Origin of the sequence: Mesorhizobium sanjuanii, assembly GCF_002529485.1 — a bacterium.
In the GTDB taxonomy this organism is placed as follows: domain Bacteria; phylum Pseudomonadota; class Alphaproteobacteria; order Rhizobiales; family Rhizobiaceae; genus Mesorhizobium; species Mesorhizobium sanjuanii.
The window spans coordinates 51,171-75,908 of the sequence record NZ_NWQG01000030.1 but is presented as its reverse complement, the minus strand read 5'-3'; the positions used below and the strand labels follow the sequence as shown (position 1 = coordinate 75,908).

Sequence of the window (24,738 nt, the reverse complement as noted above, 5' to 3'; positions counted from 1 at the left end):
GGTCATAAATACGTTTCCCATCAAATTCTCTTGGTGCAATGAAAAACCTGGGCTAAAAATGTCATGGGAGTTTGCCATTGATGATAAGCATTCAAAAAAGCAATCCGCCTATGTGAGTATGACAAGCCGAGACGGGGAAATTACAATTTTAAGTAATAATTCATGAACAATATCTTCAACACATTTACAACGCGAAGATGGTTCATCGAATTGTTTGTTTGGTATATATTGTGGATTTGGCCAAATTTGCAAATCTCACAGAGCAATTATTGCACAGGTTGTTGCCTATATTAGGCGGAGTGAAATTGATTTTAAGCACGAAAATCAAATTTGGCCTGGCGCGGCTGGCCACCAAAAATTCCTGAATATACTCAGCGAGATTGAAGGGTCATTTTGTTATATGCTGCGACCGCCAAAGGGTTGAAAAAATGGTTGTGCGGGGCCAGCGCGTGGGTTTGGGCGAATACGAAAACCCCCTTCGGTGGCTTTTCGGTCCGAGTGTCCATCAACTTGCGGATCATCTAAAAAGCATCGATGAAACATGCAGTACCAAGACCAGAAGGCACCTAGCTGGGATGCGATAGATGTTTGTTGAGCGTTTCATCTTGGCAATTGTAACGGCCCTCACTCCGTGCGCAGTGGCGGCCCAAGGGCTGGGCGAATATGATGGACCCTTAGGGATAACCAATTCGAACCCGGGCGCGGGTGCCGGCGCTCCAGGTCATGGGACCAGATCAATGCCAATGCCTCCTGTGGAACCCCCAAAAGCAAACATGTTGGGTAGTCGGTTGGGGAACGTCTGTATTACTCCTCTTGGGCCAGTGGGACCAAGTCCCGCAGCGCCCGTCGGCACGCCATGTACCACTCCCGGCGGTGACGGCGGCGTAATAGGGTTAGGCAATTAATAAGGCTAATGGTGGTACGAAGACGTTTCGTTCTCTCAGCGGCGCGAAGCATCTTGTAGAATACTTTCTGTTGGGGGATGATCGACAGCACTCTGCGCTCGGCAGCACTGCGGGGCTGAGGGATTGTTGGGGTTCGTACCAAGGGCCCAATGCCGTCTCTTCCCAAGCAGCAGCGAAAAAGTTAGTCTGCAAGCTGCTGAAAGGAAGGCGAGCGGACTTGTTCAAGCTTCGCATGTTCTGCGTGTTTTTGTTGCTTGCGCTGGCTGGCCTGTGGGGGCAGGCCAATGGTCAGCAGACAATCGCGGAGGATCTGGCCGCACGACAAACAATGGCAATTCGGTCTGCCGGCAGATTTGCGCTCGTCATCGGCAACTCGGACTATCAGCATGCCCCGTCACTTCCAAATGGCAAGAAAGATGCCGCTGCCATTGCTAGGGCGCTACAAAATCTAGGCTTTGGCGTTTCGCTCATTCTTAACGTCAGCCATGAGGCGATGCGCGAGGCTATCGAGCGGTTCAGCCGTGGCTTGCGGCCGGGTTATGTGTCGCTGTTCTACTATGCCGGTCACGGCCTGCAGGCGAATGGCACAAACTATCTCATCCCCGTGGACGCGGCCCTAAACCGCCCGTCGGATCTAGCCATTGAAGGACAGCGTCTCGACGATGTCATTGACGCGATCACTGTTGAAAACAACACGGCAATTCTTCTCCTTGACGCCTGCCGCAACAATCCTTTTACACAAACTCTGTCGCTCTCAAAAAAGAGTCGCGCCATCAATGTCGGGCTCGGTCTGGCGCCAGTCGATGCTGGAAGAGGGGTGTATATTGGTTTTGCAACGCAACCAGGCAACGTCGCGCTCGACGGAGATGGCGACCACAGCCCTTTTGCTGCCGCGCTCTTAAAGCATATCGCAACATCGGAAATCGATATTGAGATTTTAATGCGACGGGTTCGAGCGGACGTTATGGAGGCGACCGAACAGCAGCAGGTGCCTTGGAGCAACTCGTCGCTGATTGAGCCAGGATTTGCATTTCGCCCGGACCCGGAGAAAGAGAAATCGGCAATTCAGAACTCCAAACCGGCCATGGAATCCAACGCAGCCGACCTCGAATTTTGGCGCTCTATCAAGGACACTTCAGACATAAAGATGTTCCGGGCCTACTTGGCAGCGTTCCCGGCAGGCACCTTTAGCGAGATTGCCAAAGACCGGATCTCGAAGCTTAAGAAACCAAAAGCTCCCAGAGCGAAAGCTCCCCCAACGTCCACTAAGAAGACGAAACCTGTCGTTGCTCCCGCACTAGCACCTAACCGGTCTAGCGTGTCAAAACCGCCGACGACCACAACGACCTCTGAGGGCCGATGCCGGGACGGCAACATAACACGCTGTCGGCAGAATTGCAGCGAAGGCAGAAGAGGAGCATGCAGAATGCTGCGAAAGCTGGGAGGATAGTTCCCCAACAGTTCCTTCGGAAACGCCTTTCAAGGTCGCGTGTGGTCGGAACGTCGGCCCCTATGAACACCCCAATGCTGCTACCCAATTCGGTAGCACGAACTAAACTAAACTAATGCAGGGAGGCAGAACAAGACGTTGCGAGCATTTCCCTGACTGGGGCTACTTGCCAGTATTGCCGAAGGCCGATGGCGCGTACCTATCCTTCAGTTTCAGTTCTATGATGTCCCTGTTGTTGACATTCTTCAGGAGGCCATACTTCTCGATCAGGGGCTTGAATTTCATCACGCCATACTTCGCAAGCCCGTTGTAAAACAGGATTGCCACTTCGGCATCAGACAGCTGTGCCCGAAGGATCTTCGCGTAGAAGTTCTGGTTCTCCACTTCGGCGGCGTCAATGAAAGCCACGATGTTGTAGAGCATGCGGAAATAGTGGCCGAGTTCGGTGTTGTGTTCCTGGTAGAAGGACTCGTACGACGCATCGAAGTCATGGCCGCCGTACAGGGCTTTCTCCGTTGGGCTGTAAACTTTTCGAAACCTGTCGAGGAAGACGGGGAACGCGTCCTTGCCCTTGGTCACCATCATCCCGGATTTCCCCATCTTCTGGAGGTCAATCTGGTTGGTGATCTCGGTGAAAAGGCGCACGAGCTGGAAGTAGGTGCTCTCGAAGGCCTGCTTCTTCGTCTCCTGGTTCTGGAGCGTCAGCTGCTTCTGCTGCTCGTCGAGGATGGTCTTGGTGTAGGCGATCTCTTTTTTGGCTATCGAGATTTCGTGGCGCTGCATCACTATCGCATACATGACACCCGCGAAGGCTAGTCCCGAAAACAGGGCGTTCACGGCGCCGAACATGTCGCCGAACAGTCCTCGTTCCGTGACCGAAAGGCTCCAGCCGTAGATCAGGTTTGCGATCCAAAAGGCGGCAACTCCGCCTAATGCAACGAGGACTGGCCAGAGGCGCACCGGCGGCAGCTCGGAATCGATATTCGTCATTGGTCCCCAGGAACTGTCCTGGAACCCATATCACATTTGCGCCGGCGGAATCCCAGGCCCATGGTTCATGCTGCTTGCTCCCGACTTCGATCTAACAGACCAAAGCATAATGCTACGCGTGAGGCCGAGGGCGCGGGGCGCTAGTTCGTTTCCGCTCGCGGATCACACTGACCATATCCTTAACGGTTCCCTGACTAGGGGGAACGAGCCGATCGCGGCCGATATCTTCGCGGTCCATCTCGACCGCCTTACAATCTAGGCCCGGACAGAAGTCGATCATGTCTCGCGCCCTTGCGATCGCCCTCGCTGGGCCAGCCTCAGAACGCCTAGGGAACATACTGTGCCGGATTTGTGCCACAATCTGACGCGCAACCCTGCGCGGCTGTGCGCTGCGCAGCATATAAGCCTATGCGGAAAGCCTTGAAAACTGGTGCTGCGAGAGAGGATTGAACTCTCGACCTCTCCCTTACCAAGGGAGTGCTCTACCACTGAGCTACCGCAGCCGCCGATGGCGGGGCTTCTGCCATATCGAACAGGCAAGCGCAAGGCCAAGCGCGATGATGTGTGGAAGCCGGCTCCGGAAGGCTTTCCAGGACATGGCGGCGCCACAATGTTGGCTATGCCTGATTGGCGCTGGCCAATCGCCAGCCGGGACGGAACCATGAACGAGACGACAAATCCACCTGACAAGGGCGGTCCACCAAAAAACGACGGTTCGTCCAAAAAGGGCGGCACGGACCGCAAGGACCGACTGGCCGAGCAATTGCGCGCCAATCTGCAGAAGCGCAAGGCGCAGACGCGTTCGCGACGCACTGGCGGGGCCGATCAGCGGCCGGACGGGCTCGACCCGTTAAGGGAGATGCAAAAGGATTGACTTAATATCAACAGACTTGGCCCGGTTGCCAGGAAATCCTATTTCTTGAACCGAGCCGGCCAATGGTCTAGACGGGCTCCGGGGTCTAGACGGGCCAAATGGTCTAGACAGGACAGACTTAACCGATTGAAAACCGGCATTGGCCGAGGGGACATCTCTTCCATGGATCGCATCAGAATCGTCGGCGGCAACAAGCTTGCCGGAAGCATCCCGATCTCGGGCGCGAAGAACGCAGCGCTGCCGCTGATGATCGCCTCGCTGCTCACCGACGACACGCTGACGCTCGAAAACGTGCCGCATCTGGCCGATGTCGAGCAGTTGATCCGCATCCTCGGCAACCATGGCGTCGATTATTCAGTCAATGGCCGCCGCGAGAAGCAGCAGGAAGGCTATTCGCGCACCATCAATTTCTCGGCCCGCAACATCGTCGACACGACAGCCCCTTACGAGCTGGTTTCGAAGATGCGCGCGTCCTTCTGGGTGATCGGTCCGCTGCTTGCCCGCATGGGCGAAGCCAAAGTGTCGCTGCCCGGCGGCTGCGCCATCGGCACGCGCCCGGTCGACCTGTTCCTGGAAGGCCTGCAGGTGCTGGGCGCCGATATCGATGTCGACACCGGCTATGTCATCGCCAAGACCAGGAACGGCCGCCTGGTCGGCAACCGCTACGTGTTCCCGAAAGTCTCGGTCGGCGCCACCCATGTGCTGATGATGGCGGCGTCGCTCGCCAAGGGCGAGACGGTGCTGGAAAACGCCGCTTGCGAGCCCGAGATCGTCAACCTCGCCGAATGCCTCAACGCCATGGGCGCCAGGATTTCCGGCGCCGGCACGCCAACCATCACCATCGATGGCGTCGAGGCGCTGTCGGGCGCGCGCGTCCGCGTCATTCCCGACCGCATCGAGACCGGCACCTATGCGATGGCGGTGGCGATGACCGGCGGCGACGTCGTGCTCGAAGGCGCGCGCCCCGAGCTGTTGCAGACCGCGCTCGATGTGATTTCGCAGACCGGCGCCGAGATCACGCAAACCAATTCCGGCATCCGTGTGAGGCGCAACGGCGCCGGCATTTCGCCGGTCGATGTGACGACAGCACCCTTCCCAGCCTTCCCGACCGATCTGCAGGCGCAGTTCATGGGCCTGATGACCATGGCCAAGGGCAGGTCGCGCATCACCGAGACGATCTTCGAAAATCGCTTCATGCACGTCCAGGAGCTCGCCCGGCTTGGCGCCCATATCACGCTGTCCGGCCAGACGGCAATCGTCGACGGCGTGTCCAAGCTGAAGGGGGCGCCCGTCATGGCGACCGATCTTCGCGCCTCCGTCTCGCTGGTCATTGCGGGTCTGGCGGCCGAAGGCGAGACCACGGTCAACCGTGTCTACCACCTCGACCGTGGCTTCGAGCGGCTGGAGGAGAAGCTCTCCGGCTGCGGCGCGGTGATCGAGCGGATTTCGGGATAGGCAATCGGCAGGGTTCCCAGGGCCTGAGGCCAGTTATCGATCTCAGCGCTGAAGCGATTGGCTCGGGCAGGATCCGTGGGTGCGGTTGCACGGACTGGAAAGACCGCCTAACAGAAGGCTGAATAATCAACCTTCAGGTGTGAAATCCGCATGGCTCTCAAGCTTGTCGCACTCGACGATCAGGATCTGAGCATTGTCTCGGCTCATGTCCAGGACGCCGTGATGAAGGTCGGCGACCTGGAATACCTGCCGGCGGCCAAGCGTTTCGTGCTGACCATGAACCGCTTCGTCTGGGAGGCGAAAACGGGCCTGTTTCGCCAGCACAATGAGCGGCGGCAGGCCGTGCTGCATTTCGACCGGGTGCTCGGCGCCAAGACCAGCGGCATCGCCCGCGACAAGCCAGGCGAGGTACTGTCGCTGCTGGCGATCAGCTTCATCGAGATCAGCAAGCCTGCCGGCATTGTCGAGCTGATCTTTTCTGGCGGTGGCGCGATCATGCTCGATGTCGAGTGCATCGAGGCGCGGCTCGCCGACATTGGTGGCGCCTGGGAAGCGACGTCGCGTCCCATCCACAGAGCCTGAGCGGTAAAGATGGCCATTACGCTTCGCCAGTCCGACGCCGATTTCGAGCCGCGTTTCGCCGCCTTCCTGTTGACCAAGCGGGAGGTTTCCGCCGACGTCGAGGCCGTGGTGCGCCAGATCATCGCCAGGGTGCGCGCCGAGGGCGACGCGGCGTTGATCGACTACACCAGGACATTCGACCAGGCCGACCTGAAAAGCCTCGGCATCGCGGTCTCCAAAGACGAGATCGCCCGCGCCTATGAGGGCGCCGACGCGGGGACGATCGAGGCGCTCGAATTCGCCCGCGACCGCATTCGCGCCTATCATGAGCGGCAGCGGCCGAAGGACGACCGCTATACCGACGCCGCCGGCGTCGAGCTCGGCGCGCGCTGGACGGCGATCGAGGCGGTCGGGCTCTACGTGCCGGGCGGCACGGCGAGTTATCCAAGCTCGGTGCTGATGAATGCCGTTCCGGCCAGGGTCGCCGGCGTCGAGCGCATCGCCATTGCGGTGCCCGCCTCCGGCGGCGCCGTGCCACCACTGGTGTTGATAGCGGCCGATCTGGCCGGGGTTTCCGAAATCTACCGGGTCGGCGGCGCACAGGCGATCGCGGCGCTTGCCTATGGCACCGAAACGATCAAGCCCGTCGCCAAGATCGTCGGACCCGGCAACGCCTATGTCGCGGCGGCCAAGCGCCAGGTGTTCGGCACCGTTGGCATCGACATGATCGCCGGACCTTCGGAAGTGCTGGTGGTGGCCGACGGCAGCAACAATCCGGACTGGATCGCCGCCGACCTGCTCGCCCAGGCCGAGCACGACGTGTCGGCGCAGTCGATCCTGATCACCGACGATCCAACCTTCGGCGTAGCAGTCGAACAGGCAGTGGAGCGCCAGTTGCAGAGCCTGTCGCGCGGCGAGACGGCGGCAGCGAGCTGGCGCGATTTCGGCGCGGTGATCCTGGTGCCTTCGATCGAGGCGGCGCTGCCGCTGGTCGACCGCATCGCGGCCGAACATGTCGAGTTGGCAATTGACGATGCCGAGGGCTTCCTGTCGCGCATGCGCAACGCCGGCGCCGTCTTTCTCGGCCGCCACACGCCGGAAGCCATCGGCGACTATGTCGGCGGCTCCAACCACGTGCTGCCGACGGCGCGCTCGGCACGTTTCTCGTCGGGGCTTTCGGTGCTCGATTTCGTCAAGCGCACCTCAATCCTGAAGCTCGGGCCGGAGCAGTTGCGGCTGTTGGCGCCCGCGGCCATCGCGCTGGCAAAAGCGGAAGGCCTCGACGCGCATGGCCGCTCCGTCACTATCCGGCTGAACATGTAGGCTGCGATGTCGGACTACGATCGAACCAGTGCCAGGCTGATCGATGTCGAACTCGACGAATCGATCGGCCGCTCGACGCCCGATGTCGAGCATGAGCGGGCGGTGGCGATCTTCGACCTGATCGAGGAGAACAGTTTCCAGCCGGTCAATGACGACGGCGCCGGACCCTACCGGCTGAAGCTGTCGCTGGCCGAGTCCCGCCTGGTTTTCGCGGTGACGCGCGAGGACGGCACCAAGGTGGTCACCCACATCCTGTCGCTGACGCCGTTCCGGCGCATCGTCAAGGACTACTACCTGATCTGCGAAAGCTACTACGACGCCATCCGCTCCTCGACGCCCAGCCATATCGAGGCGATCGACATGGGCCGGCGCGGCCTGCACAATGAAGGCTCGCAGACGCTGATGGACCGGCTTGCCGGCAAGATCGACATCGACTTCGACACGGCGCGCCGGCTGTTCACGCTGGTCTGCGTGCTGCACTGGCGGGGTTAGACCCTGGCCGCCGGCCCCGCGCCCCGCTCGATCCTGTTCGTGTGCGGCATGAACGCCGTACGCTCGCCGATGGCCGAGTTGCTGGCGCGCCGGGCGCTTCCGGCCACGATCTTCGTTGCCTCGGCTGGCGTGCGCGCCGGCGAGCGCGACCCGTTCGTCGATGCCGTGCTTGCCGAGGACGGCCTGTCGCTGGGCGAGCGTCACCCCAGGACCCTGGACGATCTCGAGGACGACTATTTCGACCTGATCGTCACGCTGGCGCCGGAAGCACATCACGCCGCGCTCGAACTCACCCGCTCGCTTGCGGTCGAGGTCGAATACTGGCCGACGCCGGACCCGACAAATGCCGGCGGCACGCGCGAGCAGGTCATGGCCGCCTATCGCGACGTGCGCGAGCGGCTGAAGGCGCGGATAGGTCGACGTTTTTTGCTTCCAGAAGCAAAAAACGCGACGGATTAAGCATGTTCACAAGCGGGCGATTATCATATAGGTTCCGCCCAAATTCCGGCTAGAGTCGGATGATTTCAGGTCTGTTCGACCTGAAATTTGAATCCGCCTCTAAAGAAGTAGAGCATGATGTCGTCCGAAAACCGCTTCACACTTTTCGGCATCATGCTCTAGGCGCTGGAACTGCCATCCAAGCAAAGGTATCGAATGCCGAAGGAAGAAGTCCTCGAGTTTCCGGGTATCGTCACGGAATTGTTGCCCAACGCGATGTTCAGGGTGAAGCTTGAAAACGAACACGAAATCATCGCCCACACGGCCGGCCGCATGCGCAAGAACCGCATCCGCGTGCTGACCGGCGACAAGGTCCTGGTCGAGATGACGCCCTACGACCTGACCAAAGGCCGCATCACCTACCGTTTCAAGTAAGATCGTCGGAGCATCGGACCGAAAAGTGCACAGCGGTTTTCGGACAAATCCCATGCTCGAACGAAGAGATAGAGCCCGGCCGGATTAACGATGAGCATTTTGCAGAAGCTGGTGCTTGCTTCGGGTTCACCGCGCCGGATCGAACTCTTGCAGCAAGCCGGCATCGAGCCGGACCGTGTGCTGCCGGCCGATGTCGACGAGACGCCGTTGCGCGCCGAGCATCCGCGTTCGCTGGCCAAGCGCCTGTCGAAGGAAAAGGCCGAGAAGGCGCTGGCCTCGCTCAGCACCGAAGCGGACTATGCGCCCGGTTTCGTGCTGGCCGCCGACACGGTGGTCGCTGTCGGCCGGCGCATCCTGCCCAAGGCCGAAACGCTCGACGACGCCTCCAACTGCCTCGGGCTGTTGTCGGGCCGTTCGCACCGGGTCTATTCCGGCATCTGCCTGATCACGCCGACCGGCAAAGTGCGCCAGCGGCTGGTCGAGACCAGGGTGCGCTTCAAGCGGCTGCCGCGCGATGAGATCAACGCCTATGTCGCCTCGGGCGAATGGCGCGGCAAGGCCGGCGGCTATGCTGTTCAGGGCCTGGCCGGTTCTTTCGTCGTCAAGCTCGTCGGCTCCTACACCAATGTCGTCGGCCTGCCGCTCTACGAGACGGTGGCGCTGCTCAGCGGCGAAGGGTTCAAGGTGCACGCCAACTGGATGTCGGCTCGACCATGAGTTGGGAGATGGGCGTGAGTTGGGAGGTGGGCATGAGTTTGGGGGCAGCAACAAGTTCGGGGCGATCATGAGTTCGAAGCTGACATGAGCCCGGAGGACAAGGTGACGCCGCTGCGCCCCAGGCGCCCCTGTCCCGAATGCGGCAAGCCGTCGGCGCGCGAAACCTATCCGTTCTGCTCGACGCGCTGCAAGGACATCGATCTCAACCGCTGGCTGAAGGGCGCTTATGTCATTTCGGCCCGTGACGACGAGGAAGACACCGACGGCGAGAAGTGAGCTGTCTAGGCAGGCTTGCGGTGCTCCTGCTTGAACCATGATCACGTTCGAAAACCTGATTGCACCTTTCCGGATCATGGTCTGGTGGGCCACTGATCTTTCCCGCCTGAAATCAACGCCTAAGCGCTGGACAGGCCGGATTCCCGTGCTATAACCCACGCGCTTTCAAGGGGCGCCGGCGGTGCCTTCGTGAAATCCGGTGTGCGAGTTTTCGTTAGCCGGAACAGGCCCAGATAGCTCAGTTGGTAGAGCAGCGGACTGAAAATCCGCGTGTCGGTGGTTCGAATCCGCCTCTGGGCACCATCCCCTCTTCTCCCGACAGTCCCTTTCGCCGAAGCTTCTACTCTCCTGTCTCGGCAACTAGCTGAAATACTTACTGATTTCGCTGCCCAAAGCGCGGATGGTCGGGTTTCGTGGAATTTCGGCGCAGTTGGTCCAACGAGGCGGGGGGCTGGTATTTTCGCTGGTATTGGAGATCCTGATGGTATCGATGCAGCCAAATGGAGGTCCCGAAAATGGCTCTTTCCGACGTAAAATGCCGTAATGCCCGACCCGCTTCCAAGCTCGTGAAATTGTCTGACGGTGGCGGGCTCCAGCTTTGGGTGCAGCCTACCGGATCTCGCCTATGGCGCCTCGCCTATCGTTTTGGCGGCAAGCAGAAGCTTCTGGCGTTGGGGAGCTATCCCCTCATCTCCCTCGCTGAGGCACGCGAGGCGCGCGATACCGCCAAACGTCTCCTCCTACGTGGCATCGACCCCGCACAGGAGCGTAAGTCGCAAAAGGCTTCGGCGGAGGACACCTTTCGCTCAATCGCGGAGGACTATGTCGACAAGCTGAAGAAGGAGGGACGTGCCGACCGGACCATCACCAAGGTCAAATGGCTGCTCGACTTTGCCTATCCAACGTTTGGGGACAAAAGCGTTCGGGAGATCGACCCGGCCACAATTCTTGCCGCTCTCCGCAGCGTGGAGGTTCGTGGTCGATACGAGTCGGCCAGGCGAATGCGCTCCACCATCGGCAGCGTGTTTCGATATGCAATCGCAACCGCACGCGCCGATGTAGATCCGACGATCGCCCTGAGGGGCGCACTCGTCGGTCCGACGGTCACGCCCCGTGCCGCGGTTACCGATCCTAAGGCCTTGGGAGGATTGCTGAGGGCGATTAATGCATTTGACGGACAGCCTACAACCCGAGCCGCTCTGAAGCTGATGGCCCTGCTGTTTCCCCGCCCCGGCGAGCTGCGCGCGGCCGGATGGGACGAGTTCGATTTCGAAAGCTCGGTGTGGAGCATCCCTGAAGGACGCATGAAGATGCGACGGCCGCACCGCGTACCTCTTTCCACGCAGGCCGTCAGCGTCCTGACCTCACTTAGAGAAATCTCTGGTGGTGGATCGCTGTTGTTTCCTAGTGTTCGATCGGGTTCGCGTCCGATTTCCGACAACACGCTTAACGCCGCCCTTCGCCGCATGGGCTATGGCAAAGAAGAAGCTACCGCGCACGGCTTTCGAGCAACGGCATCAACTCTGCTAAACGAATGCGGCAAGTGGCACCCGGACGCCGTAGAGCGGCAGCTGGCCCACATTGAGAACAACGACGTTCGGCGCGCCTATGCCCGGGCAGAGCACTGGGAAGAGCGCGTCAGGATGATGCAATGGTGGGCCGATTATCTGGATGAACTCGAGAGCAAAAACTCGCGGGTGGTCTCAATCGGGGGACGCGAGGCAAGCCTGCTGTCCATACATCCTCGCGAGGGTCTAGTTTGGAAGCCAACAGCGACGGTTCGCCAAACGACGAGACGAACCTCCAACCTCCGAAAATCACACTGAACCCCGTCGAAAACACCGAAACTGGGCGACCAATGTTGCAGGCCCGGATGGTCATCGTTTTCCACAGGAAATCAATACGTTATGTTGGCCACACATTTCCTTCGTATTCTCTCGTATGGTCTGGCGAACCTAAGGACCAGGAGCAGGACTAGTATTCCCTCCGCGGTGTCTCGTCGTCCACAAGAAGGGTCGATTAACCCGTGACGAACGTGGCTGGTTTGGGGCCGGGTGCGGTCGGTCGGCTTTCGGGATGATGGGGTCCGAAAGCATACCTTCGCGCCCAGCGTGGCTTGGAGCGCATTTCCGAAGTCCGGCATCGGTAGCTCCTGACGGCGGACGGCGATCAGTGGTCTAATTTGCTTATTCGCCGGCGAGTATCTGCATCGGATAGCCCGCAGTTTCCCTTACCAACGAGCAACTTGAGGGCAGGCAACATCCTTTGCAGCGGCACAGTCTCTTCGAGAGCGTCGAAAATCCAGGCCATGCTGACTACTGTTGGGCACCCAACGCGCTCGATTTTAGCAATTCTCTCGTTCACACTAAGTATCGACGCGCCACGGCTTTCCGCGAGGACGATCGCCATCGCATCTCGAACCGCTAGTTCGCGATGCTCTCTGACGATGCGCACCGCCTCTGAGACCTTTGCCCCATCAAGTTCCTCTATCCGCAGGCCTAATCCAGAGAAAAGGGCCGCCTCAGAAGGAAGCCAAATCCCATCGACGCACAAGTCTAAAGCACAAAACTCATGTTCCAGCCGAAAGAGGTCAGCTGCCAAGCCAACCTTCATGAGTTCGAGCACTGGCTCGATATCGGCAACCACGATTAGCAAGGTTCATGCTTCCGAACTGCTTAGTCGGCTGTCAAGTTCGACGAGAGAAATGCCCAGAAGTTCGGCAGCACGTGATTGTCCGACCACGCCTTCAGTCAAAGCTCTCAGGCAAAGCCGTTCCAAGCGATGCGGCTCTTCGTAGTCAAATGGAATTCTTTCCGGCTCCTCGAAAGGAGCCGAGCGCCAGCCTCGCTCGGTAAAGACCGTATAGAGCGACGAAAGCGTCGCTGCATTGATTATGGCCAAATCCCTACACCGATAGGCTATTGCCTGGATGCTCACACCATATCTCCGCTTTAAGGCAGCCAGTTCGCCAATGCTTATAGACGAACGCTGACTGCCCATTTCGGCACGCAATGCGTCGGCTGGAATGAGGAATGCTCCCGCAAACCGATGTGCTGCTTTTTCCGGATCGACGCCCGCAGTCGGGCTCATGACCATATGGCCGAGCTCATGTGCGAGGCTGAACCGCTTCCGCTCGGACCAAGTGTCCCGCCTGATGACGATCACACGCGCCGCTTCGCGGTCCTTGCGCATGACCTTCGCTGCCAGGCCGTCTAAGTCGGTGAGTGGTAGCGACAGGACTTTTATACCACGCTCCTCCAGCAGTTCGGCGAGCCTTGGGATGGGGTCGATGCCCAGTCCCCAATCCTCCCGTACCGATCGGGCCGCATCCTCGGCATCTCTGACGTCCGCTGTCGGGAATGGTGCGCCACGCGGCTTCTCCCAATCTAGACTGCGCAGTTTCAGCAATTCCTCAACAGCCAAGTATCGCTCGAGGAGGTGGATGGTGCGCGCCTCGATGGAATTCTCCTCCTTGGACGATTTCGTCCGTCTACGAAACTCGACTCCCTCCAGCGACATCATTTCGCCGCTCAGCAAATAGTCGACGCTGGTCTGGAGGGCCCGGGCCAGCGCTCCCAAGACCCGCGAACTCGGCATGTCCTCGTCGCGTTCGTACTTACCGATCGCCTGAGGGCTCACCATCGCCCCCATGACGGCTGACAGATCCCTTAGCGATAGCGAAAGTGCTGCGCGGGCGGTCTTCAATCTTCTGCCAATCATGCCTGCCTCCTGATGCTCCGGTTTACAAAACTGGTTCTGTTCGCAAAAATTGTAAACCGAACACTTGCATTAAATACAAGGGAGTCCGATCTTTCTTCGTAACGTGGCCGATTCGGTCACCAAATTGGAAACCGCTCGGAAACGGCATCGCATTCGCCACCCTCCAAGCACCGGCGTCAGGTCATGGAGGTCAGTCATGCCGCTCACGAACACCGCACTGCTCAACTACGATCACAACGTGCTGCGCCTGCCTGCTGATAAGCGCACTCAGTATCATGCGCAGGTAGACCGCCTTGTCATCGAACTGAACAAGACGCTCAAGGGTCGCACTGACATTAAGATCACCCGCGTGCTCAAAGCCGGTTCGTTTGCCAAGTACACCATCCTCCGCCGCACCAACGAGGATCCGGTCGACGTCGATCTTGTGATCTACGTGTCGGCCGGCAATGCCGACGGTAACACGCTGGAGCAGCTTGTCGACGCGATCCACAAGGCATTGATCGACATTTACCCGACCAAGTCGGTCGAAGATTTCGAGATCCAGCGCAAGGCGGCGACGGTCACCTTTGCAGGAACCGGGCTTTCGGTCGATGTGGTTCCCATTATCGAGGACCCTGATCGGCCAGGCTACGGCTGGCAGTTCGACATTCGTGACGGGACAAAGGTGGAAACCAATCCGCCGGGCCAACTGAAATTTGTCCGCGACCGTAAGGATGCCGACAAGAATTTCCGCACCCTTGTTCGTATCGGCAAGCGCTGGCGCCGACACGCGGAGCTTGAGGCGTTGAAGGGTTTCCATATCGAGCTCATCATGGCCCACGTACTTGAGGTGAACGGCAACGCCGGCAGCATCGAGAAGCGTTTCCGGGACTTCCTGCTTTATATCGCTCAGTCCGGCCTGAAGGAGGAAATCCGTTTTCCGGAAAACACCGGACCTTACGACACGTTTTCTGATCCCGTCGTCATCCTCGATCCAGTCAACAGCCAGAATAACGTGACCTCGCGGATCACCAAGGCAGAGCGCGAGGAGATCGTCGCCGCAGCCAATTCGGCATGGGAGGTGGCCCATTATGCCTCCGCCGAAAACGACAACGACATCTGGAAAGAGGTCTTCGGACCGCGCTTCTCTACCGAGGAGGCCGCCTGATGAGCGCGACCCAGACCGCTTCCAACACCTCCAGCTATACCGTCGCCGATGTCCACGATGTCGTCCGCCAACTGACGACCGACCTCAAGATGATGGCCAACAGCAGCGGCACTCTCTCCGAGCAGACTGCCGCCGAATATGGCCACGACATCGAAATGCTCGCTACGGAGGGATATCTGACCGCTGTCGACGTCACCCTTCTCAACTCGCTCGGCGGTGAAGTCCGGGCCGTGCGCTATGATGTTGATGAAGACACCGGCAAGATCACTTCCAGCCGGCCTGGCGGGGTCCTGTGGCCGAAAACATTGGGAGGGAGCATCCGTATCGTGCTTTCTCACACCAAGGCGCTTACCGACGAAGCGATGGCTGCCATGCAAAAAAAGCTCAAGCGCAACTGGGTCGATTCCAGTGTCGACACCAGCCACGCCAACCTCAAGTCCAGCGGCAGCCGTGACTATGCAAGCAATGGCTTTGGGCTTCATCGGAAGGACTGGTCATGACCCAACCCTCCATTTTCGACCAGCAGCTGCCGCTCCCTAATGCCGAGCTGACAGCCAAGGCAAAGACGCTGCTCGGCTTCGAGCAGCGCTACGCTGCGGTGCACGATCAGCTGCGCCTGATGCTCAAGGCCCAGGACCTGCCTACCTGGAACAAAAAGTTTCACCACGGCCGTCTCGACCTCGTCGCGCTCGTCCAGGAACAATACCCGTTCGTCATCTTCTATGGCGACGTCGGCACCGGCAAGACCGCTACCGCGGAATGCATTGCCAACCGTCTTGTTGGCGAGGCCAAGGCTGAAGACTCGATCCTCTTCAAACTCAGCAACCGCGTTCGCGGCGCAGGCATGGTTGGCGAGATGGGTACGCTCATCTCGAAAGCGTTCCAAGACGTAATCAAGACGGTCGGCAAGCAGCGTCGCGCTATCCTCATCATCGATGAAGGCGACTCTATCGCCGCAAGCCGAAGTCAGGATCACAGCCACCATGAAGACAAGGTCGCGGTGAACACGCTGATTCAGCACATCGATGATCTACGCCAGTACCAGGGCCGCATCATCGCGATCCTCTGCACCAATCGGTTGTCGGTTCTTGATGCAGCGCTTCAGCGGCGCGCCGCCATTATAGAAGAGTTCAAACGGCCCGACCCGACAGCACGTCACCAGCTGTTCAGCATGGATCTGGCTGGGCTCGATCCCAGGCCGGCCCAGCTCGACCGCCTTATCGAGATAACGGGCGAACGTCCGGGAATGCCGGGCTGGACCTATTCCGACATCCGGACACGCCTTTATCCGTCGGCCTTGGCCAAGGTCTTCCCGCATCGAGCCCTGACGATCGACGTGCTTCTCGATGTGGCCGCCAGCATGGCGCCGTCACCCGTAATGGCGGACAAGTGACGATGGCCCGGTCTAATCTCTTCGGTCGGCGTATCCATATCTCGGGCAGCATCGCAAAGGAGCTCGAGGTCGCCTCGGGCGCAGATGTCGAGCATGCACAGGCCTTCGTTGCGGGCCTCGTCAAGGAACTAATCAAGCGGGGCGCCAACTTCGTCGTTCCGGTCGATGCACAACCAGTGCGGGACGTTGACGGCCAGCCGATCTGTTTTGACTGGCTGATCTGGGAGACAATCCAGGCCAACATCCTCTCACGGCCTGCTGGCGTGTCGGGGCACATGGTCGTCGCCGTCCAGCATCACAAGACTGAAAACCAGATACCGGAAAAGTACCGACCTCTCTGGGAGAGGCTGCGTAGCTCGGATCTTGTCAAGGTAGACAACGCGTCGTTCTGGAACATGGCGAGCAAGCGCATGGAAGCCCAGGCGCACTGGGGCGATATCCTTATTCCCGTCGGCGGAACTGAGGGAGTTTTGTTCCTTACCAACCTCTACCATGACGTCGGCAAGCATATCGTCCCGGTGAACCTGCCCATTTCAGCAGAATCCACTGGAGCTCGGAAAGTGTTTTCGTTCGGCCTGGGCCGTCACAACACCAAGCATCTCTTCCGCACGACCGGGATCATGGATCCCCACGGATGGATTAACCGTATTAACTTCACCCCTTCAAAAGACGTTGCCGGCATGGTGGCTGACTTCGTGGACCTGCTTGAGGCCCTCGAGCGTCCGCGTGCCTTTGCGGTGCGGCTGCTGAATCCTGAGCACGTTGATTACGCTGCCGTGCAGGATTTCTTCGACGTTGTCGTAAAGCCCGTGTTCGAGGACGAACTTGGCTTCAGGCTTGTCGTCGTCGACGGCAGGCAGGCGGTAGAGCACTCGCGGGTCGATGCTGACATTTTCGGCAAGCTCCATCGCAGCCAAGTCGTAATCGCCGACATCACGGGGTCTCGCCCCAATTGCTTCCTCGAACTCGGCTACGCGCTCGGGCGAACTCTGCCCACCATCGTTACCGCCATGGCGGGGAGTCAGCTTCCTTTCGACATCACAACCTTCTCCGGGTATCATTGGAAGACGTCAGGGAGCGCCGACGAGCGCCGACGCGCATTGCTAGAGCACTGGCGGTCGGTGGAATCGCGCCCGCCCATCGTCGATACGGAGCCTCTGATCTCATGACCGAAAAGCAAGAGATCTTCATATCGGTCGATATCGAGGCCGCAGGTCCGATACCCCCCGATTTCAGCATGCTCTCGATCGGCGCGTGCCGGGCGGACGACGTCGAGGGGGTTGGGTTCTACCGAGAGCTGAAGCCTATCAATGATCGTTTCGACCCGGATGCCTTGAAGGTAACCGGCTTCGACCTGGAAATATTGCGACGGGACGGCGTTGAGCCGGAGCAGGCGATGGCGCAATTCTCGACTTGGATATCCGAAATCACAGGTTCCGAAGGACGTCCCGTGTTCGTTGGTTTCAACGCTCCCTTTGATTGGTCTTTCGTGAACTACTATTTCCATCATTTCCTCGGCGCCAACCCGTTCGGTATCGGAGCACTGGATGTGAAGGCGCTCTACATGGGAGCGACCGGTTGCGCCTGGCGCGAAACTAGGTCGAGCATGTTTCCAGTTGCAAAGCAGGCGCCCGAACAAAGACACAATGCGCTTGGCGACGCTCGGTATCAGGCACGACTATTTCGGCATGTGCTCAGCCTTACGCAGCCTTGATTCCGGAAATCCTTCGCGAGCGCCCTCAGGCTCTCTTGACTATGCTGCATCGCTCGACGTACTGCCTCTGTCGTCGTGGCGCTCCCATGAAAAACGTGGCCCGTAGTGCCTCCTTTGATTCGTGCGATATTGACGCACCATCAAAGTCTTGGGATCAAAGACCTAGCCAAGGTCTGAATTGAAACCCAAGCGACATTGGGTCGACCACATCTATTTCCGCTTGGTCGTACCCTGTTTTTTCTTTGTCGAGGCTGGCATTGAGGTCCTGCGAAGACGCCCTCTCAGTCCCGGCAACACGGAATAGATCGCATCGGGTTTCTCAGCCTCATCGACATAGGTGGTATGATAGGGCAGCACCCGGTCCCCACCCCTATTGACTGCAACCAGGCCGAACTGCACCAGAAGGTCTGTCAGAAGTGTCGCGTCGCGCGCCCAAGGTTGGTCCTTCGCGGCAAGGACCTCGGGGCTGCCGGCGATCATTTGGTCCAGGCGTTCGGCAATCGCTGCTCGCCGAATATCGGGAGCCTTGCCCTCGAACAGAATGAGCGAGATTCGAGCCAGCCCGGGATACTGGCGCTCATAGGCGCCGAAGATCTGGTCGAAGCACGCGCCACTGTAGCGCTCGATCGTCAGCTCTAGGTTTTCCGGCGTCACCGAAAGATTGGGGTATGCGTCGAGTTGAATGCTCAATCGGCGTAGGACGTCGCGAGGGCCGGACCGGCTGTCCTGCAGCAATTGCTTTAGCGCCGGCTCGGGCGTGGCGCCGAATACTTGGGCCAAGTCGACCTTAGCAGCCTCGGCGCGCCGGAGGATAACGTTTCGCAGTTCTTCGTCGCTCCAGCTAAGCCTCACCAGTGAGTCCAGCTCCAAGTTCACGAACTCATCCACTCGGCGCAGGGCGCGCATGATGTTGGGTTTGACCAACACCACGCATTTGAAGTTCTTCTTTATGTGGGCCTGCAACTCTTGGGCTGCGATGATGAGCGCAGCAATCAGGTTTTCGTTGAGGCGGTCGTCGGTCGCGAAAATGGCTTCAGGATCGTCGACCACTATCCTGATCGAAACTAGTGCGCAGATCTCTTTAAGCAGCTTGAGCGCCTCGTCTGCCTTTTCGCGACCTAGCAGCTTGAAGTCGGAAGCGGTTTTGTTCTTGTTGCGGAAGCTGATTCCGAAGCCAAGAACGGAGAACCCGCCAAGGTTGGCGAATGCTTCCTTCGCCTTGCCTTGCAGGTCGGCAAGTAGGACATGAAGTCGCTGCTGTAGGTCCTGCGGAATCTTTTTGCTGAGAGCGGGCGTCTTATCGATCTCTGAGGCGAGCGCAATTAAAGCCTGCAAGGCTAATTCGGACCGGATCTCCGGCAGGTACTGCAGCGTTGGCCGGGATGCAGTCAGGTCTTGTGGTTCCTGGGTTTCGGCGTTGATGGCCTGGATGACGTCCGCCCCTGGCATTGCCTGTAAAGTGAGGAAGCTGGCCGTCTTGCCGACCCCCTTGAGCCCGATGCCCACGAAGGGTTTGGCCTCGGAAGAGGCGAGGGTCGCAAGCGGTCTAGTTTGAACCGTATAGCGTGCAAGGTCCGTATCGGAACGGGCGTCGGTGCGCTTCAGGTATTCGACAAATAGTTCACGTGTCATTTTCTATACCTGGCTCGGTAGCATGACACGGCGCGTTACGAGAGCGAACCCGAAATGATTTCGCACGCCTCCTAGGGCGCACAATTGGATGAACTGTGCCTCGCTGACCTTCAACGGAAGCCCTTGGTAGATCTCACGCAGAGTGGGCAGAACGACGTTGGCCTGCCGCAGTAGGCGCCTGACCACCTTGACATAGGCATCGCGCGTGAAGCCGGCCACGGTTAGAACATCAATTGATTTGCGGTCCACTACCGCTACGAACCCCTCCTGTGTCGGATCCTCGTCGAGGATGCACTCGATCATGTCGCCGGCTGCAGTCTTAAGGATGCCCAAGAGGTGAAGTAGTGAGACATAGGGCACGATCGAAGCGGGCTGCATGACATGCCGCTCTTCGAGCCTATTGTAGGAGAATTCTGCAGGGCCGGCATCGTGCACCTTTTGTGCTAATTCCGAGAAGCTGGTGAATTGCCCGCCGATAGCCTCAAGCGTTATCGCAAATAGACGGTCCTCTAGTGACATTGTCTTCCCCCGCGACCGTTGGTCTTGTACAATTAAATATGCGCACAGTTATTCACGCGCTGCTAGAGGCGAGCCACGCGATGCTCTAACGATATCTGGCGGAGGCATGGTGACAGGCCCACTGACGTGACGGCTGTGCCCATCAGTTCCTCGCACGCGCAGGCTGTCTGCCCCGGCGCAAATGCGACCGCTGGCAGGTAGCCTGGGATGTCGGCTAACAGGAAATGTCAGGGCCGATCCTAACGTCCGACTTCAGGCGCAAAGCCGACGCTCCAGATAGGCTGCGCCGCCGTGCTGCAGGCCTGCAATTTGCTCGATACTTCAGTCAGATATGAGCAATGCCAAGAAGATTCTGCGGTCGCGTTCATAAGAATCAGATCAGATATTGTCTGGTGCGTAAGAATTAAGGACAAAAGGAGCACGCAAGCGCAAATGGCGAGGGCTCCCAGATACTTCGGCGCATGGGGCAACGTGCCCGTAGATGATGATGTGCGGCCGTTCAGCATGATCAATCCCGTGGGGAGCAATGCCAACCGGACCAACCGCCGACATCACTTTATCTCGGCCGTCTATATGAACGGCTTCGCGGATGACCGGGGCCGAGTGCTGGCCTATCTTTGCGAGGCGCCCGAAGAACCGCTGCCGCCAATGAATCCACGGGCCATTGGTTTCGAGCGAGACTACTATTCCCAGAAGCTGCCCCGGGGGTGGTCAGGAAAACCATTGTTTCGAGGATCTGTGGAACACCATCGAGACCGGATGGCCGGAAACGGTGCGGGCGCTCGCGGCACGCCGCCTGTCGGCCGCCATCTCCTTCAACGTGCTCGGCATGCAAACGATCTTGCGCGCGCGTGTTCCGGCGACGCGCGATCGGCACGCGCTGATGATCGAGGCCAAAATTCGCTGCGAGCACAAGATCGGCGAAGAACTCGGCGTCCTTCCTCCGCCGCTCGAGCGCTATGCGGGCCAGTTCGACACCGTGCCGATAGGCGTCAACCCACATGAAACGCTGCTGGCAATGAAAGGTGAGTTCAAGGATTTCGGCGACCTCTGTTTCCGCCTCGGCTTCGAGGTGCTCCACAACAGGACAAGCACGCCTTTCCTCACATCGGACAATCCGGTCTGCAGCTACGATCCGCGTCAGGCGTTCCATGCGCGTACGCCTTACGAGCATTCCGGCGAGGTCGAGCTGATCTTCCCGGTTTCGGCGCACATGCTTGTGCGCGGTTCCAGCAAGCGCGGGCCGGTGAACATGATCTCACGCCATCGCGATATCTCCGACAGCCACAAGGTGCGGCAACTCAATCGCACGATCGCGCAGTTTTCCTATCGCATGACCATCGGCCAGGATCGCTCTAGTGACGACCTGATCCGCGCCCATGGCGCGCTCGTGCCGACCATCACCACTAGAGTGCAGCGACTTGGGAAAGAGGTGCATATCATCTGCCGGAATGTTTTCGGTCTCCGGCCGAGGTTATCTCAATACATCGACACGCCTGAAAAGGCAGCGCGCCGTGAGGCCAGGATGGCTGCTACATCGAGCCACGCGGACCCGATCCTCGAATGACCCGATTGATGGAAGAGCCTTCCGTTTGCGCGGTGTTTTGGACTGCCGGAGGCTTGCGACCATTCGCGGCATCACCGAAAGGCGACAGATGGTTTTCCACCCAACCATGCCCGTAACAATCACGCGGTTTTGTCTCTCACGCGAGAACCCCTGATGGAGAAAGCGAAGCTCTCCGAGTTGAAAAAGCTGCGACATTTCAACATCGAAACCTTGAATGGTCGGGTCATCAACATAATGCCGCTTTTGGGAGAACCGATCCTGGCACCTCTGGATTCCGAACCTCGATGGCACGCTGATGGAGATGCGTCCGGTTGACGCCGCCCATTCGGCCTATTGGGGAGAGAGTGCCGCCCGCGACGAAGACGTGTGCTTCGGCCTGCTCGAGATATTGTGGCAACGCGCCCCGATTGCCTGCGGAGATTGCCGAAGGCTATCGCGTGTTTCTGCGATCCCGCCGATCGCGCTTTGCTCAGGTGCTGGAGGCAGAGACCGGAGATCAAGCCTGGTGGTCCGACGCAACGGAGCTACAACTGCCGGCATCCAACGTCCGGTGAATATATTGCCGGCGAGCCGCCGCATGTCTGACGCCTCGCAGAATTGTTGACTGAACTGCCCACGCTGCCTACCTGCATCACGTGAGCAGAAGACAGAGGTTATATAGCGTGAATCTGCCGAACATTATTTGCGAAAACGCGCTTGCCCAGAGCCTGTTCGAGCGCTGCGCGGAGTCGCTACCGAAATTCCACAATCCGTTCATCGGCGCGCTCTATGACTGGCAGACGTTGCTTACAGGTGTATTGTCGGCACGTATCTATTGTGGATTCAAATCCAGCGTCAAAGACGCCAGTCGCGATTTGAGAGCGAATGGATCGCACTCGAACGCAAACGTGAGAACCTGGCCCCCGCATCGGGCTTCCACACGCTCTCGCAGAGCTCAGCAGATATTGGGCTGCCTCGTTCGAGTCCTCGCGCAGCCTGGTCGCAGCGTCGCGTGCTTCCGCAGTCTCTGGAGAATCATTTGGAGTCGCCTGTATTTTCCTGGTCGTATATCCCTAGTCAGCGCGACCGGCGAAGTTCGGCCAAGCGATCGGCCAAATCGACGTACCGATCGCAAATTTGTACATACTATCAATGTGCTAAGCATAGCGAATATCGGCCATCATCGGCATCGGCATTGGCGTCGTCGATCAACCGTCTCGGCGAAGCTGAGGTAGCGGCTAACATCGGCCAAATGATCGGCCAGTTATGGGCGCTCAGCTAAAATTTCTGTTGACATATACGTACTTAGCGCGATCTAACATCGGCCAATCATGGAAGAGACCGTACAGCGCATCGAGCCGGCGCGCCTGGAAGACGTTGCGGAGCCTATCTCCGACGCGCTGGCTGAGCTGTCAGCAAGCTCGGCGGTTCTCGGCGCCAAGCTGCATCCGCGCACGGCCGCGAACCTGGCGGGTCTCGTGCGCATCATGAACACCTATTACAGCAACCTGATCGAGGGCCACAACACGCGCCCCCGCGACATCGAACGCGCCCTCGCCGGCGAATTCGACAAAGACCAGGAACGACGCAACCTGCAGGTGGAAGCCGCGGCCCATGTTCGACTGCAGGGGGAAATCGATCGCCTGGCAGCGGAGGGTCAGCTCCCAGAACCGGCTTCGCTTGATTTTTTGCGCTGGCTGCATGCGGAATTCTACCGTGACGCCGATGAGGCGATGTTGCGCATTCGCGGCGCAGACAGAGAATTCTTGATGGTTCCGGGTCGGTGGCGATCACAGCCCGAACATGATGTCACTGTCGGCCGCCACCAGCCGCCGTCAAGCGATCGCGTCGAAACGTTCATGGAGCATTTCGCTAGCCGGTACCGCTTCCAACGTACGGGCAAAGCGGCTAGGATATTGGCGATTCCGGCCGCGCATCATCGGTTCAATTACATTCATCCCTTCCCAGACGGCAATGGACGCGTCAGCCGCTTGATGAGTCACGCCATGGCCCATGAGGCAGGAATCGCCGCGCACGGGCTGTGGTCGATTTCCCGAGGCCTGGCGCGGGGTCTGGAAAGCCGCGGCGACTATAAACGCATGATGGATCACGCCGACATGCCACGCCAAGGCGATCGCGACGGCCGCGGCAATCTTTCTATGCGGGCGCTGGCGGATTTTACCTTATGGTTTCTACGCGTATGCATCGACCAGGTCAGTTTCATGTCGAGCCTGTTCGATTTGAACCAACTAGCCCGGCGCCTGCAGCGGTTCGTTCAACGCTACGACCTGAAGCCCGAAGCTTTCCGGCTGCTCGAGGAGGCGCTTCTGCGCGGCGAGTTCGATCGCGGTGAGGCCTCACGTATCGCTGGCTTGCCGGAACGTACGGCCCGCCGCGTGTTTACCGAGGTGCTCGAGCTTGGCCTGCTTGCGTCCGATACCCCGAAAGGACCGGTATCGCTACGCTTCCCGGTCGACACGTTGGACGAACTGTTTCCTAAGCTATTTCCGGAAACTTAGCGTCGCATAACTGCGCCTACTGTTTCCCCCCCCCCCCGGCGAGTTGCGAGCCGCCGGATAGGAAGAGTTAGACTTCAAATGTTCGGTGTGGACCATCCCGGAAGCACGCATGAAAATGCGGCGGCCGTACCGAGTTGCACTTTCGAGGCAGGCCATCAAAATCCTGACCGATCTCAGAGACATTTCCGGCGGCGAGGCGCTGCTGTTTCCAAGTGCGCGATCGGGTTCTCGTCCGATTCCGACAATACACTTAACGCCGCCCTGCGTCGCATGGGTTACAGCAAGAAAGAAGCAACGTCTCACGGTTCCCGAGCAACGGCATCAACTCGTTGAATGAATGCGGCAAGTGGCATCCAGACGCAAGAGAGACAGCTGGCCCATATTGAAAGGAACGGCGTTCGGCGCGCTTACGCCAGGGCGGAGCACTGGGAAAAGCGCGTCAGTATGATGCAGTTGGCGGGCCGATTATCTGGACGAAATTGGGTGCACGAAACCTGCAGTTAAACCCAAACAAGTGTAACTGCAACCCCGTGTCCGCACCTATCGTGAACATGAACGTCAGCTTTGCGTGCGTTATGACATTGGCCGCGTCTATGTTGGGGCGGAACCGGCGACGCAGTCCTTCGAGGGAC

24 protein-coding genes, 2 tRNA genes and 1 pseudogene are annotated in these 24,738 nt (G+C 59.0%); 21 read left to right on the top strand and 6 right to left on the bottom strand.

Annotation, left to right across the window (positions count from 1 at the left end; all coding sequences use genetic code 11):
• Positions 1-1,122 precede the first annotated feature (1,122 nt).
• Positions 1,123-2,355, top strand: a complete 1,233-nt coding sequence (locus CN311_RS06295; protein ID WP_133117145.1) for a caspase family protein — start codon at positions 1,123-1,125, stop codon at positions 2,353-2,355.
• Positions 2,356-2,517: 162 nt separating this feature from the next.
• Here CN311_RS06295 and CN311_RS06290 read toward each other — a convergent pair whose 3' ends face one another.
• Together CN311_RS06290 and CN311_RS06280 are read right to left on the bottom strand one after the other, a co-directional pair.
• Positions 2,518-3,345, bottom strand: coding sequence for a putative phage abortive infection protein (locus CN311_RS06290; RefSeq protein WP_097572472.1), 828 nt, complete (start codon positions 3,343-3,345; stop codon positions 2,518-2,520).
• 428 nt (positions 3,346-3,773) lie between these two features.
• Positions 3,774-3,848: transfer RNA gene (locus tag CN311_RS06280), tRNA-Thr, on the bottom strand.
• A 107-nt stretch (positions 3,849-3,955) separates the two neighbouring features.
• Here CN311_RS06280 and CN311_RS06275 point away from each other — a divergent pair.
• The 11 genes from CN311_RS06275 (at position 3,956) to CN311_RS06225 (ending at position 11,742) form a co-directional block, all read left to right on the top strand.
• A complete protein-coding gene (locus CN311_RS06275; protein WP_425351051.1) occupies positions 3,956-4,219 on the top strand; it encodes a hypothetical protein in 264 nt (87 codons plus the stop codon).
• A gap of 162 nt (positions 4,220-4,381) precedes the next feature.
• Positions 4,382-5,674, top strand: coding sequence for a UDP-N-acetylglucosamine 1-carboxyvinyltransferase (gene murA, locus CN311_RS06270; protein WP_097572470.1), 1,293 nt, complete (start codon positions 4,382-4,384; stop codon positions 5,672-5,674).
• 150 nt (positions 5,675-5,824) lie between these two features.
• Positions 5,825-6,256, top strand: a complete 432-nt coding sequence (locus CN311_RS06265; RefSeq protein ID WP_097572469.1) for a DUF2948 family protein — start codon at positions 5,825-5,827, stop codon at positions 6,254-6,256.
• Positions 6,257-6,265: 9 nt separating this feature from the next.
• Entirely contained in the window at positions 6,266-7,558 is a 1,293-nt protein-coding gene (hisD, locus tag CN311_RS06260; protein ID WP_097572468.1) for a histidinol dehydrogenase, read from the top strand.
• Positions 7,559-7,564: 6 nt separating this feature from the next.
• On the top strand, positions 7,565-8,050 hold the full coding sequence (locus CN311_RS06255; RefSeq protein ID WP_097572467.1) for a UPF0262 family protein: 486 nt from the start codon (positions 7,565-7,567) through the stop codon (positions 8,048-8,050).
• 48 nt (positions 8,051-8,098) lie between these two features.
• Positions 8,099-8,509, top strand: a complete 411-nt coding sequence (locus tag CN311_RS06250) for an arsenate-mycothiol transferase ArsC (RefSeq protein ID WP_245440742.1) — start codon at positions 8,099-8,101, stop codon at positions 8,507-8,509.
• A 195-nt stretch (positions 8,510-8,704) separates the two neighbouring features.
• Positions 8,705-8,923 (top strand): translation initiation factor IF-1, encoded by a 219-nt coding sequence (infA, locus tag CN311_RS06245; protein WP_006329283.1) that lies wholly within the window; start codon positions 8,705-8,707, stop codon positions 8,921-8,923.
• A 90-nt stretch (positions 8,924-9,013) separates the two neighbouring features.
• Positions 9,014-9,640, top strand: coding sequence for a Maf-like protein (locus CN311_RS06240; RefSeq protein ID WP_097572465.1), 627 nt, complete (start codon positions 9,014-9,016; stop codon positions 9,638-9,640).
• Between the two features lie 84 nt (positions 9,641-9,724).
• On the top strand, positions 9,725-9,916 hold the full coding sequence (yacG, locus tag CN311_RS06235) for a DNA gyrase inhibitor YacG (RefSeq protein ID WP_097572464.1): 192 nt from the start codon (positions 9,725-9,727) through the stop codon (positions 9,914-9,916).
• 227 nt (positions 9,917-10,143) lie between these two features.
• Positions 10,144-10,219: transfer RNA gene (locus CN311_RS06230), tRNA-Phe, on the top strand.
• Positions 10,220-10,431: 212 nt separating this feature from the next.
• Entirely contained in the window at positions 10,432-11,742 is a 1,311-nt protein-coding gene (locus tag CN311_RS06225) for a tyrosine-type recombinase/integrase (protein WP_006329277.1), read from the top strand.
• Positions 11,743-12,085: 343 nt separating this feature from the next.
• Here the strand turns inward: CN311_RS06225 and CN311_RS06220 are convergent, their stop codons facing one another.
• Together CN311_RS06220 and CN311_RS06215 are read right to left on the bottom strand one after the other, a co-directional pair.
• A complete protein-coding gene (locus tag CN311_RS06220) occupies positions 12,086-12,571 on the bottom strand; it encodes a PIN domain-containing protein (protein ID WP_097572463.1) in 486 nt (161 codons plus the stop codon).
• Between the two features lie 3 nt (positions 12,572-12,574).
• Positions 12,575-13,636, bottom strand: coding sequence for an XRE family transcriptional regulator (locus tag CN311_RS06215; protein WP_006329275.1), 1,062 nt, complete (start codon positions 13,634-13,636; stop codon positions 12,575-12,577).
• A gap of 196 nt (positions 13,637-13,832) precedes the next feature.
• On the opposite strand from CN311_RS06215, the gene CN311_RS06210 reads away from it, so the two are divergent.
• The 5 genes from CN311_RS06210 to CN311_RS06190 are packed head-to-tail and all read left to right on the top strand — an operon-like array spanning position 13,833 to position 17,890.
• Positions 13,833-14,783, top strand: coding sequence for a CBASS oligonucleotide cyclase (locus CN311_RS06210; protein ID WP_006329274.1), 951 nt, complete (start codon positions 13,833-13,835; stop codon positions 14,781-14,783).
• Entirely contained in the window at positions 14,783-15,283 is a 501-nt protein-coding gene (locus CN311_RS06205; protein ID WP_006329273.1) for an HORMA-1 domain-containing protein, read from the top strand. The genes CN311_RS06210 and CN311_RS06205 overlap by 1 nt, the downstream gene beginning before the upstream one ends.
• A complete protein-coding gene (locus tag CN311_RS06200; RefSeq protein WP_097572462.1) occupies positions 15,280-16,176 on the top strand; it encodes an AAA family ATPase in 897 nt (298 codons plus the stop codon). The genes CN311_RS06205 and CN311_RS06200 overlap by 4 nt, the downstream gene beginning before the upstream one ends.
• A gap of 2 nt (positions 16,177-16,178) precedes the next feature.
• A complete protein-coding gene (locus tag CN311_RS06195) occupies positions 16,179-17,345 on the top strand; it encodes a hypothetical protein (protein WP_097572461.1) in 1,167 nt (388 codons plus the stop codon).
• Complete coding sequence (locus CN311_RS06190) at positions 17,342-17,890, top strand: 3'-5' exonuclease (protein ID WP_097572460.1); 549 nt, start codon at positions 17,342-17,344, stop codon at positions 17,888-17,890. The genes CN311_RS06195 and CN311_RS06190 overlap by 4 nt, the downstream gene beginning before the upstream one ends.
• Positions 17,891-18,100: 210 nt before the next feature.
• On the opposite strand, the gene CN311_RS06180 is transcribed toward CN311_RS06190, so the two are convergent.
• Together CN311_RS06180 and CN311_RS06175 are read right to left on the bottom strand one after the other, a co-directional pair.
• Positions 18,101-19,522, bottom strand: a complete 1,422-nt coding sequence (locus CN311_RS06180) for a P-loop ATPase, Sll1717 family (RefSeq protein WP_097572459.1) — start codon at positions 19,520-19,522, stop codon at positions 18,101-18,103.
• Positions 19,523-19,525: 3 nt separating this feature from the next.
• Entirely contained in the window at positions 19,526-20,041 is a 516-nt protein-coding gene (locus CN311_RS06175) for a hypothetical protein (RefSeq protein WP_006329262.1), read from the bottom strand.
• 664 nt (positions 20,042-20,705) lie between these two features.
• Here CN311_RS06175 and CN311_RS06170 point away from each other — a divergent pair.
• The 4 genes and pseudogenes from CN311_RS06170 to CN311_RS33315 all read left to right on the top strand — a co-directional run.
• Positions 20,706-21,608 (top strand): DUF4238 domain-containing protein, encoded by a 903-nt coding sequence (locus CN311_RS06170; protein WP_280954024.1) that lies wholly within the window; start codon positions 20,706-20,708, stop codon positions 21,606-21,608.
• A 153-nt stretch (positions 21,609-21,761) separates the two neighbouring features.
• Positions 21,762-21,923, top strand: a complete 162-nt coding sequence (locus CN311_RS32490; RefSeq protein WP_157385544.1) for a hypothetical protein — start codon at positions 21,762-21,764, stop codon at positions 21,921-21,923.
• A gap of 995 nt (positions 21,924-22,918) precedes the next feature.
• Positions 22,919-24,106, top strand: a complete 1,188-nt coding sequence (locus tag CN311_RS06165; protein ID WP_097572458.1) for a Fic family protein — start codon at positions 22,919-22,921, stop codon at positions 24,104-24,106.
• 10 nt (positions 24,107-24,116) lie between these two features.
• Positions 24,117-24,626, top strand: a pseudogene (locus CN311_RS33315) (tyrosine-type recombinase/integrase); the annotation flags it as partial.
• Between the last annotated feature and the right edge of the window lie 112 nt (positions 24,627-24,738).